Annotated in this window: 11 protein-coding genes; 10 read left to right on the top strand and 1 reads right to left on the bottom strand. The window is 71.4% G+C overall.

The window, feature by feature from the left end; translation table 11 throughout:
* The first annotated feature begins 346 nt into the window (after positions 1–346).
* The 10 genes from rpoB to ACWD4U_RS01270 all read left to right on the top strand — a co-directional run bounded on the left by rpoB (position 347) and on the right by ACWD4U_RS01270 (position 15922).
* Entirely contained in the window at positions 347–3820 is a 3474-nt protein-coding gene (rpoB, locus tag ACWD4U_RS01315) for a DNA-directed RNA polymerase subunit beta (RefSeq protein ID WP_363451120.1), read from the top strand.
* Positions 3821–3923: 103 nt separating this feature from the next.
* Positions 3924–7817, top strand: a complete 3894-nt coding sequence (locus ACWD4U_RS01310) for a DNA-directed RNA polymerase subunit beta' (protein WP_363451118.1) — start codon at positions 3924–3926, stop codon at positions 7815–7817.
* A gap of 170 nt (positions 7818–7987) precedes the next feature.
* A complete protein-coding gene (locus tag ACWD4U_RS01305) occupies positions 7988–8656 on the top strand; it encodes a DUF4097 family beta strand repeat-containing protein (RefSeq protein WP_363451116.1) in 669 nt (222 codons plus the stop codon).
* A 105-nt stretch (positions 8657–8761) separates the two neighbouring features.
* A complete protein-coding gene (locus tag ACWD4U_RS01300) occupies positions 8762–10216 on the top strand; it encodes a WGR domain-containing protein (protein ID WP_363451114.1) in 1455 nt (484 codons plus the stop codon).
* 89 nt (positions 10217–10305) lie between these two features.
* On the top strand, positions 10306–11466 hold the full coding sequence (locus tag ACWD4U_RS01295; RefSeq protein ID WP_363451112.1) for a sensor histidine kinase: 1161 nt from the start codon (positions 10306–10308) through the stop codon (positions 11464–11466).
* A gap of 14 nt (positions 11467–11480) precedes the next feature.
* Complete coding sequence (locus ACWD4U_RS01290; RefSeq protein ID WP_363451110.1) at positions 11481–12161, top strand: response regulator transcription factor; 681 nt, start codon at positions 11481–11483, stop codon at positions 12159–12161.
* A gap of 139 nt (positions 12162–12300) precedes the next feature.
* Positions 12301–12882 (top strand): hypothetical protein, encoded by a 582-nt coding sequence (locus ACWD4U_RS01285; protein ID WP_363451108.1) that lies wholly within the window; start codon positions 12301–12303, stop codon positions 12880–12882.
* The gene (locus tag ACWD4U_RS01280) at positions 12879–13628 is read left to right on the top strand and encodes an SIR2 family NAD-dependent protein deacylase (RefSeq protein WP_363451106.1); all 750 of its coding nucleotides are present in this window, start codon (positions 12879–12881) and stop codon (positions 13626–13628) included. Before ACWD4U_RS01285 ends, ACWD4U_RS01280 begins: the two co-directional genes overlap by 4 nt.
* Positions 13629–13688: 60 nt before the next feature.
* Positions 13689–14903, top strand: coding sequence for a cytochrome P450 (locus ACWD4U_RS01275; protein WP_363451104.1), 1215 nt, complete (start codon positions 13689–13691; stop codon positions 14901–14903).
* 44 nt (positions 14904–14947) lie between these two features.
* Positions 14948–15922: an ADP-ribosylglycohydrolase family protein gene (locus ACWD4U_RS01270; protein WP_363451406.1), complete on the top strand. Its 975-nt coding sequence runs from the start codon at positions 14948–14950 to the stop codon at positions 15920–15922.
* Between the two features lie 42 nt (positions 15923–15964).
* Here ACWD4U_RS01270 and ACWD4U_RS01265 read toward each other — a convergent pair whose 3' ends face one another.
* On the bottom strand, positions 15965–17668 hold the full coding sequence (locus ACWD4U_RS01265) for a type IV secretory system conjugative DNA transfer family protein (protein ID WP_363451102.1): 1704 nt from the start codon (positions 17666–17668) through the stop codon (positions 15965–15967).
* Between the last annotated feature and the right edge of the window lie 60 nt (positions 17669–17728).

Below are 17728 nucleotides of genomic sequence, written 5' to 3'. Positions count from 1 at the left end.
GGCGCGCGATTCTCAAGGCGCGTGTCCAAGCGGAACCGTCTCCGATGCATATTCGGCGGCGGCACTGGGAAGGTTCCCGGTGACGCAGACGTGGGTGCGACGGCCCGGCCGGTGAGGGATCACTGCCCGGGTTGTCGGTTGTACGGGAGGAGCGTCCGATTCGGTCTCCGAATCAGGGCTTGCTAGCAGTGTCGCCTTTGGCTACACTGTCCCTTTGCGCTGCCTGTTAGCTGCTCCGTGACTCGTCGCCCGGAGTGGCCCCTGTCCTGACCTGGGGTTTCCGCCTCGGCCAAGGCCCGGAGGGTATGCGCGTAGTGAGCTCCGAGCCCTCGGAAGGACCCCCCTCTTGGCCGCGCCGCGCAACGCCTCGAACAATTCCGCATCCACCGCCCCGCTCCGCGTCTCGTTCGCGAAGATCAAGGAGCCCCTCGAGGTTCCGAACCTCCTGGCCCTGCAGACCGAGAGCTTTGACTGGCTGCTCGGCAATGCGGCCTGGAAGTCTCGGGTCGAGGCCGCCCTGGAGAGTGGTCAGGACGTCCCCACGAAGTCCGGTCTGGAGGAGATCTTCGAGGAGATCTCCCCGATCGAGGACTTCAGCGGGTCGATGTCCCTGACCTTCCGGGATCACCGTTTCGAGCCGCCGAAGAACTCCATCGACGAGTGCAAGGACCGCGACTTCACCTTCGCGGCCCCGCTCTTCGTCACCGCGGAGTTCACCAACAACGAGACCGGTGAGATCAAGTCCCAGACGGTCTTCATGGGCGACTTCCCGCTCATGACCAACAAGGGCACCTTCATCATCAACGGCACCGAGCGTGTCGTCGTCTCGCAGCTGGTGCGCTCCCCCGGCGTCTACTTCGACTCCACCCTGGACAAGGTGTCCGACAAGGACATCTACTCCGCCAAGATCATCCCCTCCCGCGGTGCCTGGCTGGAGATGGAGATCGACAAGCGCGACATGGTCGGTGTCCGCATCGACCGCAAGCGCAAGCAGTCGGTCACCGTGCTGCTGAAGGCACTCGGCTGGACCAACGAGATGATCATCGAGGAGTTCGGCGAGTACGAGTCGATGCGCGCCACCCTGGAGAAGGACCACACCCAGGGCCAGGACGACGCGCTGCTCGACATCTACCGCAAGCTGCGCCCGGGCGAGCCGCCCACGCGTGAGGCCGCGCAGACGCTGCTGGAGAACCTGTACTTCAACCCGAAGCGTTACGACCTCGCGAAGGTCGGCCGCTACAAGGTGAACCGGAAGCTGGGCAACGCCGAGTCCCTGGACTCCGGCGTGCTCACCGAGCCGGACATCATCGGTGCGATCAAGTACCTGGTGAAGCTGCACGCCGGCGAGACCGAGTGGCGGGACGGCGAGAGCCGCGACATCGTCATCGAGGTCGACGACATCGACCACTTCGGCAACCGTCGTCTCCGCAACGTCGGCGAGCTGATCCAGAACCAGGTCCGTACGGGTCTCGCCCGCATGGAGCGCGTCGTGCGCGAGCGCATGACCACCCAGGACGTCGAGGCGATCACGCCGCAGACCCTGATCAACATCCGGCCGGTCGTCGCCTCCATCAAGGAGTTCTTCGGCACCAGCCAGCTGTCGCAGTTCATGGACCAGACGAACCCGCTGTCGGGCCTGACCCACAAGCGTCGTCTGTCCGCGCTCGGCCCCGGTGGTCTGTCCCGTGAGCGGGCCGGCTTCGAGGTCCGTGACGTGCACCCCTCGCACTACGGCCGCATGTGTCCGATCGAGACCCCCGAAGGCCCGAACATCGGTCTGATCGGCTCGCTCGCCTCCTACGGCCGGGTCAACGCGTTCGGTTTCATCGAGACCCCGTACCGCAAGGTCGTCGACGGTGTCGTCACCGAGGCCGTGGACTACCTGACCGCCGACGAGGAGGACCGCTACGTCATCGCGCAGGCCAACGCCCCGCTGACCGCGGAGCTGACCTTCGCCGAGCCGCGTGTCCTGGTCCGCCGCCGTGGCGGCGAGATCGACTACATCCCCGGCACCGAGATCGACTACATGGACGTCTCGCCGCGCCAGATGGTGTCGGTCGCGACCGCCATGATCCCGTTCCTCGAGCACGACGACGCCAACCGCGCGCTCATGGGCTCGAACATGATGCGCCAGGCGGTGCCGCTGCTGCGCAGCGAGGCCCCGCTGGTCGGCACCGGCATGGAGTACCGCTGCGCGGTCGACGCCGGCGACGTCATCACCGCCGAGAAGGCCGGTGTGGTGCAGGAGGTCTCGGCCGACTACATCACCGTGGCCAACGACGACGGCACGTACACCACGTACCGCGCCGCCAAGTTCACCCGCTCCAACCAGGGCACCGCCTTCAACCAGAAGGTGCTCGTGGACGAGGGCGCCCGGGTCGAGGTCAACCAGGTGCTGGCCGACGGCCCCTGCACCGACCAGGGCGAGATGGCGCTCGGCAAGAACCTCCTCGTGGCGTTCATGTCGTGGGAGGGCCACAACTACGAGGACGCGATCATCCTGTCGCAGCGCCTCGTGCAGGACGACGTCCTCTCCTCGATCCACATCGAGGAGCACGAGGTCGACGCCCGTGACACCAAGCTGGGCCCCGAGGAGATCACCCGGGACATCCCGAACGTCTCCGAGGAGGTCCTCGCCGACCTCGACGAGCGCGGCATCATCCGGATCGGTGCGGACGTCGTCACCGGCGACATCCTGGTCGGCAAGGTCACCCCGAAGGGTGAGACCGAGCTGACCCCGGAGGAGCGCCTGCTCCGCGCGATCTTCGGTGAGAAGGCCCGTGAGGTCCGCGACACCTCGCTGAAGGTGCCGCACGGTGAGTCCGGCAAGGTCATCGGCGTCCGCGTCTTCGACCGCGAGGAGGGGGACGAGCTTCCCCCGGGCGTGAACCAGCTGGTCCGCGTCTACGTCGCCCAGAAGCGCAAGATCACCAACGGTGACAAGCTGGCCGGCCGTCACGGCAACAAGGGCGTCATCTCCAAGATCCTGCCGGTCGAGGACATGCCGTTCCTGGAGGACGGCACCCCGGTCGACATCATCCTGAACCCGCTGGGTGTCCCGTCCCGAATGAACCCGGGACAGGTCCTGGAGATCCACCTCGGCTGGCTCGCCCAGCAGGGCTGGGACGTCTCCGGTCTCGCCGACGAGTGGGCCAAGCGCCTGCAGGCGATCGGCGCCGACACGGTCGAGGGCGGCACCAACCTGGCCACCCCGGTCTTCGACGGCGCCCGCGAGGACGAGATCACCGGCCTGCTGGACAACACCACCCTCACCCGTGACGGTGAGCGCCTGGTGAACTCCACCGGCAAGGCGCGGCTGTTCGACGGCCGCTCCGGCGAGCCGTTCCCGATGCCGATCTCGGTCGGCTACATGTACATCCTCAAGCTGCACCACCTGGTCGACGACAAGCTCCACGCCCGCTCGACCGGTCCGTACTCGATGATCACCCAGCAGCCGCTCGGTGGTAAGGCGCAGTTCGGTGGTCAGCGCTTCGGTGAGATGGAGGTGTGGGCCCTTGAGGCCTACGGCGCCGCGTACGCGCTGCAGGAACTGCTCACCATCAAGTCCGACGACGTCCTCGGCCGTGTGAAGGTCTACGAGGCCATCGTCAAGGGCGAGAACATCCCCGAGCCCGGCATTCCCGAGTCCTTCAAGGTCCTCATCAAGGAAATGCAGTCGCTCTGCCTCAACGTGGAGGTGCTGTCCTCGGACGGCCAGTCCATCGAGATGCGGGACTCCGACGAGGACGTGTTCCGCGCCGCCGAGGAGCTCGGCATTGACCTGTCCCGGCGCGAGCCGAGCAGCGTCGAAGAGGTCTGACGGAGGCCGGGTCGGCTCTCGCACGTGAGAGCCGGCCCAGCCCCCAGGCCCCCCTCAGACCAACAGACAGACTCTCGAATCACGAAAGAGGGCTTGACGACCAGTGCTTGACGTCAACTTCTTCGACGAGCTCCGCATCGGACTGGCCACCGCCGACGACATCCGCCAGTGGTCGCACGGCGAGGTGAAGAAGCCGGAGACCATCAACTACCGCACGCTGAAGCCGGAAAAGGACGGCCTTTTCTGCGAGAAGATCTTCGGTCCCACCCGGGACTGGGAGTGCTACTGCGGCAAGTACAAGCGCGTCCGCTTCAAGGGCATCATCTGTGAGCGCTGCGGCGTCGAGGTGACCCGCGCCAAGGTGCGCCGTGAGCGGATGGGCCACATCGAGCTGGCCGCTCCGGTCACCCACATCTGGTACTTCAAGGGCGTGCCGTCGCGCCTGGGCTACCTGTTGGACCTGGCGCCGAAGGACCTCGAGAAGGTCATCTACTTCGCCGCCTACATGATCACCTGGGTGGACGACGAGCGCCGTCAGCGCGACCTGCCGTCCCTCGAGGCGCACGTCTCGGTCGAGCGCCAGCAGATCGAGAACCGCCGCGACGCCGACCTGGAAGGCCGGGCCAAGAAGGCCGAGTCCGACCTGGCCGAGCTGGAGGCGGAGGGCGCCAAGGCCGACGTGCGCCGCAAGGTGCGCGAGGGCGCCGAGCGCGAGATGAAGCAGCTGCGCGACCGCGCCCAGCGCGAGCTGGACCGGCTCGACGAGGTGTGGACCCGCTTCAAGAACCTCAAGGTCCAGGACCTCGAGGGCGACGAGCTGCTCTACCGCGAGCTGCGTGACCGTTTCGGCACGTACTTCTCGGGCTCGATGGGCGCGGCGGCCCTCAAGGACCGCCTCGAGTCCTTCGACCTGGCCGAGGAGGCCGAGCGCCTCCGCGAGATCATCCGCACCGGCAAGGGCCAGAAGAAGACCCGTGCGCTCAAGCGCCTCAAGGTCGTCTCCGCCTTCCTGCAGACCAGCAACAAGCCCAAGGGCATGGTGCTCGACTGCGTCCCGGTGATCCCGCCGGACCTGCGTCCGATGGTCCAGCTCGACGGTGGCCGCTTCGCCACCTCCGACCTGAACGACCTGTACCGCCGCGTGATCAACCGCAACAACCGCCTGAAGCGGCTTCTCGACCTCGGCGCGCCCGAGATCATCGTGAACAACGAGAAGCGCATGCTCCAGGAGGCCGTCGACGCGCTCTTCGACAACGGCCGTCGTGGTCGCCCGGTCACGGGCCCCGGCAACCGTCCGCTGAAGTCGCTGTCCGACATGCTCAAGGGCAAGCAGGGTCGTTTCCGTCAGAACCTGCTCGGCAAGCGCGTCGACTACTCGGCCCGTTCGGTCATCGTCGTCGGCCCGCAGCTCAAGCTGCACCAGTGCGGTCTGCCGAAGGCCATGGCGCTGGAGCTCTTCAAGCCGTTCGTGATGAAGCGCCTGGTCGACCTGAACCACGCGCAGAACATCAAGTCGGCCAAGCGCATGGTCGAGCGCGCCCGTCCGGTCGTGTGGGACGTCCTCGAAGAGGTCATCGCCGAGCACCCGGTCCTGCTGAACCGTGCGCCCACCCTGCACCGCCTCGGCATCCAGGCCTTCGAGCCGCAGCTGGTCGAGGGCAAGGCCATCCAGATCCACCCGCTCGTCTGCACCGCGTTCAACGCGGACTTCGACGGTGACCAGATGGCCGTCCACCTGCCGCTCTCCGCGGAGGCGCAGGCCGAGGCCCGCATCCTGATGCTGTCCTCGAACAACATCCTGAAGCCGGCCGACGGTCGCCCCGTCACCATGCCGACCCAGGACATGGTGCTCGGTCTGTTCTTCCTCACCTCGGACCGCGAGGAGGTCAAGGGCAAGGGCCGTTCCTTCTCCTCGACCGCCGAGGCGATCATGGCCTTCGACGCCCGCGAGCTGGACGTCCAGGCCCCGATCGACCTGCGGATGGCCGCCGGCACCGTGCCGCCGCGCGGCTGGACCCCGCCGGTGGACGAGGACGGGCAGCCGACCTGGACCGAGGGTGAGCCGTTCCGGATCACCACCACCCTGGGCCGCGCGCTCTTCAACGAGCTGCTGCCCGAGGACTACCCGTTCGTCGACTACGAGATCGGCAAGAAGCAGCTCTCGGCGATCGTCAACGACCTCGCCGAGCGCTACCCGAAGGTCGTCGTCGCCGCGGCGCTCGACAACCTGAAGGCGGCCGGCTTCCACTGGTCGACCCGCTCGGGTGTCACCGTCTCGATCTCGGACGTCATCGTCCCGCCGAGCAAGCCCGCCATCCTGGAGGGCTACGAGGCGCAGGCGGAGAAGGTCCAGCGCCAGTACGAGCGCGGTCTGATCACCGACAACGAGCGCAAGTCCGAGCTCATCGGCATCTGGACCCGTGCGACCAACGAGGTCGCCGACGCGATGGCCGCGAACTTCCCGAAGACAAACCCCATCTTCATGATGGTCGACTCGGGCGCCCGCGGAAACATGATGCAGATGCGTCAGATCGCCGGTATGCGTGGTCTGGTGTCGAACGCGAAGAACGAGACCATCGCGCGTCCCATCAAGGCCTCGTTCCGTGAGGGCCTGTCCGTGCTGGAGTACTTCATCTCCACCCACGGTGCCCGTAAGGGTCTGGCCGACACCGCGCTGCGTACCGCCGACTCGGGTTACCTGACCCGTCGTCTGGTGGACGTCTCGCAGGACGTGATCATCCGCGAGGAGGACTGCGGCACCGAGCGCGGCCTCAAGCTGTCGATCGGTTCGGTCGGTGCGGACGGCGTGCTGCGCAAGGCCGACGACGTCGAGACCAGCGTGTACGCCCGCATGCTGGCCGAGGACATCACCATCGACGGCAAGCTGCTGGCCACCGCCAACACCGACCTCGGCGACGTCCTGATGGACGAGCTGATCCGGCACGGCGTGAGCGAGGTCAAGGTCCGCTCGATCCTGACCTGTGAGTCGGCGGTCGGCACCTGTGCCTTCTGCTACGGCCGTTCGCTGGCCACCGGCAAGCTGGTCGACATCGGTGAGGCGGTCGGCATCATCGCCGCCCAGTCCATCGGTGAGCCCGGCACCCAGCTGACGATGCGTACCTTCCACACCGGTGGTGTGGCCGGTGACGACATCACCCAGGGTCTGCCGCGTGTCGTCGAGCTCTTCGAGGCCCGTACCCCCAAGGGTGTGGCCCCGATCTCGGAGGCGCAGGGCCGGGTCCGGATCGAGGACACCGAGAAGACCCGCAAGGTCGTGGTGACCCCCGACGACGGCACGGACGAGATCGCCTACCCGGTCTCCAAGCGCGTCAAGCTGCTGGTCAGCGAGGGCGAGGCGGTCGAGGTCGGCCAGAAGCTGACCGTCGGTGCGACCAACCCGCACGACGTGCTGCGGATCATGGGCCAGCGTGCCGTCCAGATCCACCTGGTGGCCGAGGTCCAGAAGGTCTACAACTCGCAGGGTGTGTCGATCCACGACAAGCACATCGAGATCATCATCCGGCAGATGCTCCGCCGCGTGACGATCATCGAGTCGGGCGACGCCGAGCTGCTGCCGGGCGAGCTGGTCGAGCGCGGCCGCTTCGAGACCGAGAACCGTCGCGTGGTCTCCGAGGGCGGTCACCCCGCCTCCGGCCGTCCGCAGCTGATGGGTATCACCAAGGCCTCGCTGGCCACCGAGTCCTGGCTGTCGGCCGCCTCCTTCCAGGAGACGACCCGGGTGCTCACCGACGCGGCGATCCACGCCAAGTCGGACCCGCTGCTGGGCCTCAAGGAGAACGTCATCCTCGGCAAGCTCATCCCGGCCGGTACGGGTCTGCCCCGCTACCGCAACATCCGGGTCGAGCCGACCGAGGAGGCCAAGGCCGCGATGTACTCGGCCGTCGGCTACGACGACTACGACCTGTCGCCGTTCGGCGCGGGCTCCGGTCAGGCCGTCCCGCTGGACGACTACGACTACGGTCCGTACACCGGCTGAGCGATCGGCTGATCCGCAGGGCGGTCACCCCACACGGGGTGGCCGCCCTGCGGCGTTCCACCTAGGGGATCCCCCAGGGGACGGAGGTGGGCGAACCCCACTCCAGAGGGAGGCGGGCGGGGGTACGGGGGCGGGAGACTCGGGGGGAGCGAACGGACTGAGGGGGAGCGGTGAAGCGGATCACGGGGGCGTTGCTGGTGGCCGGGGTGCTGGTGGCCGGGGCGGTGGGCTGCGACCGGTGGGACGAGAACCACAAGACGGTGTCGTACGAGGTGCCCGGGCAGGTCACCGAGCTGGTGCTGGACGGGAAGGTCGGCGGCATCGAGGTGATCGCCTCGGACGGACCGGTGCGGGTGATCGAGAAGCAGGGCTGGCGCGACCAGGAGCCGAACGCCACCCACACCCTGGAGGGCGGGGTGCTGAAGCTGGCGTACTCCTGCTCGGACTGCGGGATCGGCTACCAGGTGCGGGTGCCCGCGGGCACGAAGCTGCGGCTGACCGAGGACACCGGTGGGATCAAGCTGGTCGACATGGCCGGGGAGATCGACGCCCGGGCCGACACCGGCGGGATCCAGGCGACCGGGCTGCGGGCGCAGCAGGTGAAGCTGACCGTGCAGACGGGTGGGATCCAGGCGCGGTTCGCCGTCGCCCCGGCCTCCGCCGAACTGCGCACCGACACCGGCGGGGTGGACCTGGCGGTGCCCGGCGGCGCCGACTACCAGGTGGACGCGCACGCCGAAAGCGGTGGCAGCGACTCGTCGGTCCCCTCACAGGCCGGGGCGACGCACAAGCTGGTGGCGCGGGCCGGCAGCGGCGGGGTGCGGGTGCACACCGGCTGATCGGGTGATCAACTGTCAGTGCCGGGGCCTAGATTGGTGGGTGTCGGCAGGTGGCGAGGCCCCTCCCGGTATCCCGAAACCCGTTGCCCGAAAGGGGAGTCGGCCATGTCTGCCACCGTTTCCGCGGAGCCGCAGGTGACCTACCTGGAGCTGTCCGAGGACCAGGGGAGCGCGCACAAGTTCTACGAAGTGCGGCTCGCCGGAGCCGAGTTGACGATCCGCTACGGCCGGATCGGCGACGAGGGGCAGGCCAAGACCACCTCGTACCCGAGCGCCGAGAAGGCGGCGGCCGCGGCCGCCAAGAAGGTCGGCGAGAAGGTCCGCAAGGGCTACGCGCCGGCCGTCCTGGGGGTGCGCCAGCGCCGGGCGGTGACCCGCCGTCAGATCACCTCGTCGCGCTCCACCGCCCGCCAGGCACCGATGCTGTGGCGCTTCCGCTCCGGCTCGCCCGCGTTCGGGGTGTTCGTCGGCGAGGAGCACGCGTGGGTCGGAAACGAGAACGGCGACGTATACACCCTCACCCACACCGGCGAGGTCACCGGCCGCTTCGGCCTGCCCGACGGCGTCAAGTGCATCGTCGCCGACGACTGGTGGATCTACGCCGGCTGCGACGACGGCAAGGTGTACGACCTGGGCGGCAAGGTGCCGCGGGTGGCGTACGAGATCGCCCAGGACGTCGACATCTACTGGCTGGACATCCACGACGGCGTGCTCGGCGTCGCCGACGAGCGCGGCGGGCTGACCACGGTCGACCACGAGGACGAGTTCCAGTGGCGGCGCAACGCCGAGGGCCGGGCCGGCTGGATGGTGCGCTGCGACGCCGAGGCGGTCTACCACGGCCACTCCGCGGGCGTGGCCCGGTACGCGAAGCGCGGCGGCGAGCAGCAGTGGCACACCCGGACCAAGGGGCAGGTGCTGTTCGGCTGGCAGGAGCCCACCGAGGTGTTCGCCGGCACCTCGCAGGGCTGGGTGCACCGGCTGCGGAAGTCCGACGGGTCCGAGGTCGCCGCCTACAAGTGCGACGCCGCGGTGTTCTCCTGCGCGGCCTCGCCCGACGGCGAGTTCGTCTTCGCCGGCGACAACCACTCCTCGGTGTACTGCTTCGCCGCCGACGGCACCCGGCTGTGGAAGCTCGGCACCGGCTGCGGCTCCGCGTACAGCATGCAGTACCGCGACGGGCGGCTGTACGTGGTCACCACCGACGGTTCGCTGGCCTGCCTGGACGCCTCGCCGGACGCGGTGCAGGCCGCCGAGCAGGGCTCGCTGCCGGCCACCGCCGAGGTGCAGGGCGGTGGCATCGAGCGGGTGGTGCCGAGCGCCGAGCTGGAGACGGTCAGCGTCGCGGCGGTCGCCTCCGGTGGCGGCGTCGAGGTCGAGTGCGTGGCCGAGGCGGGCCGGCTGCGGGTCCGGGTGGTCTCGCCCGGCTTCGACCCGAGCTGGCGGGTGCAGTTCCCCAAGGAGGTCCGGGTCGCCGGTGCGCGCTACCTGGTCGCCGAGGTGCGGGAGTCCGGTTCCGGCGGCTTCTACCGGGCGCGTGGGGAGATCAAGCGGCTGCTGTGACGGTCCGTCACCGCGCGGAGGGCGCTCCCGGACGGGGGCGCCCTCCGGCGCGTTGCGGGACGACCGGCGACGGATGGGAGGATGCCCGGATGGGTGACGGGGGAGCGGCTCTGCTGGGCTGGTGGCGGGCCCGGCCGTGGCTGGTCGACGGGCTGCTGGTGGCGCTGTCCGCCGGGGTGTCGCTGTGGGCGGTGGCCAACGACGAGCCGTCCTGGCCGTGGTGGGCCTACGCGCTGGCGCTGGCGAGCGCGGTGCCGCTGTGGTGGCGGCGCCGCCGGCCGTGGGCGGTGATGGCGGCCGCCGGGGCGCCGACCATGGCGCTGTCGGTGCTGGCGCACTCGGCGATGCCGCAGGTCCAGGTCTGCATGGTGGTCGCGATCCACACGCTCGCCGACCGCGGCAAGGACTGGCAGCGCTGGACGCTGCTCACCCTGCTGGTGGTCGGCAACGTGGTCGGCACCCGCTCGCCCAACGGCATGCTGTTCAGCCTGGTCGTCTCGGTCGGCAGCTTCGTCTTCGGCAGCCTGGTCCGCGAGTTGCGCCGGCTCGCCACCGCCGAGGCCGACCGGGCCCACCAGGTCGGCCTGCGGGCCGCCAGCGACGCGGCCCGGGCCGTCGCCGAGGAGCGGGCCCGGATCGCCCGCGAGATGCACGACATCCTCGCCCACGCCGTCTCCCTGATGGTGATTCAGGCCGAGGCCGGCCCGCTGGTGGTCCGCTCCGACCCCGACCGGGCGATCCGCGCGTTCGACGCGATCGCCGACTCCGGCCGCGACGCGATGGTCCAACTGCGGCGGGTGCTGGGCGTGTTGAAGGAGGCCGGGGCAGCGCCCGCGCTGGTGCCGCAGCCGCGGCTGGCCGAACTCGGCGAGGTGCTGGAACGGGTCCGCGGCTCCGGGGTGGAGGTGGACGCGGCCGTCGAGGAGGCCGGGCCGGCCGAGGTCCAGGCCGCCGCCTACCGGATCGTCCAGGAGGCGCTCACCAACGTGGTCAAGCACGCCCGGGCCCGGCGGGTGACCGTCCGGGTCGGGGTGCGCGGCGGCGACGTGCTGGCGGTCTCGGTCACCGACGACGGACGCGGCTCCGGTGCGACCGGTGGCGGTGGCGGTGGCGGTGACGGCTGGTCGGGCGGGCGCGGGCTGGTGTCGATCCGGGAGCGGGCCGCCGCATGCGGGGGCACCGCCCGGATCGGTCCGGGGGCGGACGGCTCCGGGTTCGTGGTGGCGGCCGAGCTGCCGCTCAAGGCGTGAGGGAGAGGGACGGGTTGACGATTCGGGTGGTCATCGCGGATGACCAGGAACTGGTGCGGGCCGGCTTCGGCATGATCCTGGACGCCCAGCCGGACATCACGGTGGTCGCCGAGGCCGCCGACGGGGCCGAGGCGGTCTCCGCCGTGCGCGAGCACGGGCCGGACGTGCTGCTGCTGGACGTCCGGATGCCCGTGATGGACGGGCTGGAGGCGGCGCGGCGGGTGTGCGCGGAGTTCCCCGACTGCAAGGTGATCATGCTGACCACCTTCGACGTCGACGACTACGTGTTCGACGCGCTGTACGCGGGCGCGAGCGGCTTCCTGCTGAAGGACGTGCGACGCGACGACCTGGCGCACGCGGTGCGGGTCGTCGCGTCCGGTGACGCGCTGCTGGCGCCGTCGGTGACCCGGCGGGTGATCGGCGAGGCCACCGCGCGACGCGGCGCGGCCGGCGCGGTCGGCTCCGGGCGCCCGCCCGCCCGACTGCTGGAGCGGCTCACGGTACGGGAGTTGGAGACCCTGCGGCTGGTCGCCCGGGGCATGTCGAACGCGGAGATCGCGGCCGAGCTGGTGGTGAGCGAGCACACGGTGAAGACGCACGTGAGCAACGTGCTGGCGAAGCTGGCCCTGCGGGACCGGGTGCACGCGGTGGTCTTCGCCTACGAGGCCGGGGCGGTGGTAGCGGGCGGGGAGTGAGCGCGGCGACTCCCTAGTGGACGTCCCCTACCCCTCGCGGGGGAGGCCGCCGTTTCGCCGGTGCGGGGGAGGTGCACGGGAGGCGGTGGCGGCAGGGTTGGGGGTGTCGGAGATGGCACTCGGGTAGGGGAGTCGGGCGATGGTGACGGGGCGTCGGGCGTTGGGGTGGTCCGCGGGGCTGCTGGCGGTGTACGGACTGGTACGGCTGGTACCGGGGTCGCGCGGGATCGGGGCCGGGTGGATGGTCGGGCACCTGGCACTGTTCGCGGCGCTCGCGCTGCTGGGCGTCGGACTGGGGGAGTTGGCGCGGCTCGGCGGCGGGCGCGGGGTGTGGGGCCGGATCTGGCGGGACCTCGGGTGGGCGGGCATCGCGGCCTCGCTGGTGCAGACCGGGATCGACCTGTACGTGGGCGCGGTGGCGAGGAACGTGGCGGACCGGTCGGAGCTGTTCGACAAGGTGCAGTCGGTGCCCGGGGTGATGCCGGTGGTGTACACGGTGGTGCCGATGCTGGTCTACGTCGGCCTGCTCGGACTGCTGGTGCGGGCGGTGCTCGCGGGCGCCGCGCCGTGGTGGAGCGCGGCGCTGGTGCTGGTGGGCACGGTGGTGATGGGGGCGTCGCTGGACTTCCTCGCGGTCGGGGCGGTGCTGTACGGGCTGGCCTTCCGGCCGGTGATAACCGGTGGTCACAAGGGGCCGCGGGCCGTACCGTCCGGAGCATGACTGAGAAGCGTCCGCTGGTGGCGGTGTTGACGGGGGCGGGGATCTCGACGGACTCGGGGATCCCCGACTACCGCGGGCCGCAAGGGCTCTGGCAGCGCGATCCGAGCGCGCAGGAACTCGTGACGATCGGGCCGTACCTGGAGAGCACCGAGGTGCGGCGCCGGTCCTGGCTGCTGCGGCGGGACGCCGGGGCGGGGTCCGCCGAGCCGAACCCGGGGCACCTGGCGCTGGTCGAGCTGGAGCGCTCCGGCGTGCCGATGCGGGTGCTGACGCAGAACGTGGACGGGCTGCACCAGAAGGCGGGCCTGCCGGCCCGGAAGGTGATCGAACTGCACGGCACCGCGGCCGAGGTGCAGTGCGTCGGCTGCGCGGCGGTGACGACGATGGCGGCGGCGCTGGAGCGGGTGGCGGCGGGGGAGGACGACCCGGGCTGCGCGCAGTGCGGCGAGGTGCTGCGACCGCGCACGGTGATGTTCGGCGAGCCGCTGGACGACCGGGTGGTGGAGCAGGCGGCCACCGTCGCGAGCGCCTGCCAGCTGTTCATCGCGGTGGGCACCAGCCTCCAGGTGACGCCCGCGGCGTTGCTGCCCGCCGAGGCGCTGGAGAACGGCGCGAAGCTGATCATCGTCAACGGCGAGCCCACCCACTACGACGGCGACGCCGCCGAGGTGATCCGGGAGCCGATCTCCGAGGCGCTGCCGAAGCTGGTGCGCCGGATCGTCGACGGCGACCTGTCCCGCGGCTGACCGTCGGACCCGCTCGTCGGGCTGTTTACCATGGCAGCCCGACGAGCAGGGAGAAGATCGATGGCGAGTGCGGCGTTCGACCCGTGGTCGGCCGAGTTCGTGGCCCACCCGTACCCGGCCTACGCGCAGCTGCGGGAGCAGGCGCCGGTGAGCCACTACGCGCCGAGCGACCAGTGGCTGATCGCCCGGTACGCGGACGTCAGCGCCCTGCTGAGGGACCGTCGACTCGGCCGGACCTACACCCACCGCTTCACCCACGAGGAGTTCGGACGGCCCGCGCCGGATCCGGCGCACGAGCCGTTCCACACCCTCAACGACCACGGGCTGCTGGACCTGGAGGCCCCGGACCACACCCGGATCCGGCGGCTGGTGTCCAAGGCGTTCACGCCGCGGATGGTGGAGTCGCTGCGCCCGGCGGTGGCCCGGCTGGCGGGCGAGCTGGTCGACGGACTGCTCGCGGACGGCGGCGGCGACCTGATCGCCGCGGTCGCGGAGCCGCTGCCGGTCGCGGTGATCGCCGAGATGCTGGGCGTGCCCGAGTCCGACCGGCACCAGCTGCGGCCCTGGTCGGCCGACATCACCGGGATGTTCGAGCTCAACCCGAGCCCCGAGACGGCCCGCCGCGCGGTCGCCGCCAGCGTCGAGTTCTCCGACTACCTGCGGGAGTTGATCCGCCGTCGGCGCGCCGAACCGGGCGGCGACCTGATCTCCGCGCTCGCGCAGGCCGCGGAGGACGGCGACCGGCTGAGCGAGCAGGAGATGGTCTCCACCTGCGTGCTGCTGCTGAACGCCGGCCACGAGGCGACCGTCAACACCACCGGCAACGGCTGGTGGGCGCTGTTTCGCAACCCCGGCGAACTGGCCCGCCTGCGCGCCGACGTGGACGGGCTGCTGCCCACCGCGATCGAGGAACTGATGCGCTACGACACCCCGCTGCAGATGTTCGAGCGCTGGGTGCTGGACGACATCGAGGTCGGCGGGGTGCGGATCCCGCGCGGCGCCGAGGTGGCGCTGCTGTTCGGCTCCGCCAACCGCGACCCGGAGCGGTTCGCCGACCCGGACCGGCTCGACCTGGGCCGCGCCGACAACCCGCACATCACCTTCGGCGCGGGAATCCACTTCTGTCTCGGCGCTCCGCTTGCCAGACTTGAGCTCACCGAGTCCTACGGCGCACTGCTCCGCAAGGCCCCCGGGCTGTCGCTGGTGCGCGAGCCCGAGTGGCAGCCCGGCTACGTGATCCGCGGGCTGAAGGAACTGCCGGTCGAGGTCCGGTAGGCCGAGGTCAAGGGGAGGACGCCGTGGGGCGGGCGACGGGCGCGATGCTGGGGTTGGCGATCGGCGACGCCATGGGCAAGCCGACCGAGTTCCTGACGTACGACGAGATCCGGCTGCTCAGCCCGGACTGGCGGCGGCTGCCGCTGCCGAAGCGGGCGAAGGTCACCGACGACACCCAGATGACGCTCGCCGTGGCACGCGCCCTGCGGGCGGCCCTGGCGGACGGTCCGCTGGTCCCGCTGCGCCTCGAACTGCCGCTGCGCGACGAGTTCGTGGACTGGTGGCGCTCCCCGGACAACGACCGCGCGCCCGGCATGACGTGCCTGCGGTCCTGCTTCCGGCTCTCCACCGATCGGGCCTGGCAGGACGCCAGCGACCTCGGCTCCAAGGGCTGCGGCGCCAACATGCGGGTCGCCCCGGTGGGCCTGGTCCGGGAGTTGAGCGACCGCCAGGTCGCCGGTGCGGCGCAGCTGCAGTCCGGCCTCACCCACGGCCACCCCACCGCGCTGGCCGCCAGCGAGCTCACCGCGTTCACGGTGCGCTGGCTGGCGCAGGGCGCCGACCCGGCCGGCCTGCCCGCCCGGCTGCGCGCGCACGCCCTCGAACAGCGGCTCAGCTACGACGAGTTCTGGCTCGGCGAGCTCGCCGAGAAGGCCCAGGACCACTCGCGCGAGGCGTTCATCGCCCGCGGCTGGGACGACTGCCTGCTCGCCCTGGACCGGCTCGACGCGGCGCTCGCCGCCGGCGAGGTGGACGCCGATCCCTGCGAGCGCACCGGCGCCGGCTGGGTGGCCGAGGAGGCGTTCGCCACCGCGCTGCTCTGCTTCCTGCTGCTGCCGGACGACCCGGTGGCGGCGGTCCGCCGGGCCGCCGCCTCCTCCGGCGACTCCGACTCGCTGGCCTGCCTGGCCGGCGCGTTCGCGGGCACCGCGCACGGCGAGCAGGCGTGGCCGCAGGAGTGGGTGGAGCGGATCGAGTACCGCGAGGAGCTGCTGGCCTTCGGCAAGCTCTGGGACTGACGCCGGGCTCCGGGGCCGGTGCCGCCCCGGTCCGACGCCCCGTCAGTTCCCGGCCAGCGCTGACCGGACGTCGGCGGCGTGCGGGCCGTCCCACCAGGGCACCGCGCGGGCCAGCAGCGGGCGGCTGCCGGACGGCAGCACCAGCACCCGGCCGGCCGGCAGCGCGGCCAGCTCGGCCACGTCCAGCAGCGGTAGCTGCACCTCGTTGCGGGTGACGGTGCGGGCGGCGGCGCCCGGCTGCGCGAGGTGGCCGACCTGGAAGCGGGCCGCGGTGTGCGACCCGGTCAGTTCGGAGAGCATCCGCAGGAAGGCGGGCTCGGCGACGCCGCCGCCGTAGACCCGCACCGTCGCCGCCGACCAGAGCTTGCGCATCCCGGTCTCACCCCAGGCCTCCGCGCCCTGGGACCAGGACTGCAGCAGCGTCAGCAGGCAGATCCCGCGCGAGCCGTAGTAGGCGTACAGGTCCGGCAGGCGCCGCCAGCGGCAGACGGCGGCCGCGTCGTCCAGGACGCCGACCAGCGGGGTGGCCAGCCGGCCGAGCCGCTGGTCGGCGGCCCGGCGCTCGGCGGTCTCCAGCGCGGTCACGGTCAGCGCGGCGGTCAGCGGGCCGGCCGGGTCGGCGCCCTGCCGGGAGAGCGCGTACAGGGTGCCGCCGGCGTCGAGGAGTTCGCCGAGGTCCAGCCGGGGGCGGCCGCCGCCCGGGGTGATCCAGGCGGCCGCCCGCGGGTCGGTCAGGCAGGCGGTCTGCGCCAGCGCGGCGGCGTGGACGGCCAGCCGGTGCGCGTCCGGGGCCTGGGTCCCGGCGGCCAGGCTCTCCGCGGCCCGGTCCTCGCCCGCCTCGCACAGGATCCGCAGCGCGGCGTCGTCCTTCGGCCGGGACAGCCAGGTGCGCACCCGGGTGACCGGGGCGCCGGAGAGCGCGGCGGCCAGCAGCAGACAGGCAGTCAACTCCTCGGCCGCCGGGTCGGGGAGCTCGTCGGAGCGGGCCCCGCCGGGCCGGGCGCCGTCCGCGAACACCCCGGCCAGGGTGCGGGCGGCGGCCAGGTCACCCACCGTGTCCAGCGGGTTCCACCACCACTCGGCCCGCTCGCCGGTCAGCTGCTGCGGGTCGAACACCCGGACCGGGCCGCGGCGTTCGCGCAGCGCGCGGGTGGCGAGCAGCAGCTCGCGCCCGGTGGAGGTGGCCAGCACCGGGCCCGGCGCGTCGAGCACCGCCGGGATCGCCCGGGCGGTGGTCTTGCCGGCCCGCGGACCCCACACGTCGAGCTGCTGGTCCTCGTAACTTCCGTACAGCGGTCGGCCGGTGGCCAGTTCGTCGGCGATCCGCGGGCCGGGCACGGCGCCCTCCGGCAGGACGGTGCCGTGCCGCTCGGCGACCGTGCGGGCCCGCTCGGCGGACAGCCGGTCGGCGGCCGCGACGGGCACCATCAGCCGGGCCACCGTCTCCAGCGGCGCCGGGCCGGAGCGGCGGGCCTGCGCCCGGGCCACCGCCGCGGCCAGCACCGTGCCCAGCTCCAGCGTCGCGTGCTCGCCCTCCGGGTCGCCCAGCAGCGCGGGCAGCACCGGCAGGCCGTCCCAGCGGCCGGCCGGCTCGGCGGCCAGCACGTCGGCCGGCGCGTCGGCGGCGGCGACCAGCAGGTCCGCCGCGGACTGCACGCTGTCCAGCAGGTCCCAGACCGCGCTCTCGACCGCGGCGTCGTCCTCCCGGGCCATCGCGTCCCGCAGTCGGCGCACTCGTTCCAGCATGACGATTCCCCCGAATCACCCTTGTACGACGCCTGGTTGAGGCATCGTCACCGGGTGGGA

Source organism: Kitasatospora sp. NPDC002522, assembly GCF_053595195.1.
The sequence above is the reverse complement of the archived record's forward strand: the minus strand, read 5'-3'. Positions and strand labels throughout refer to the sequence as shown.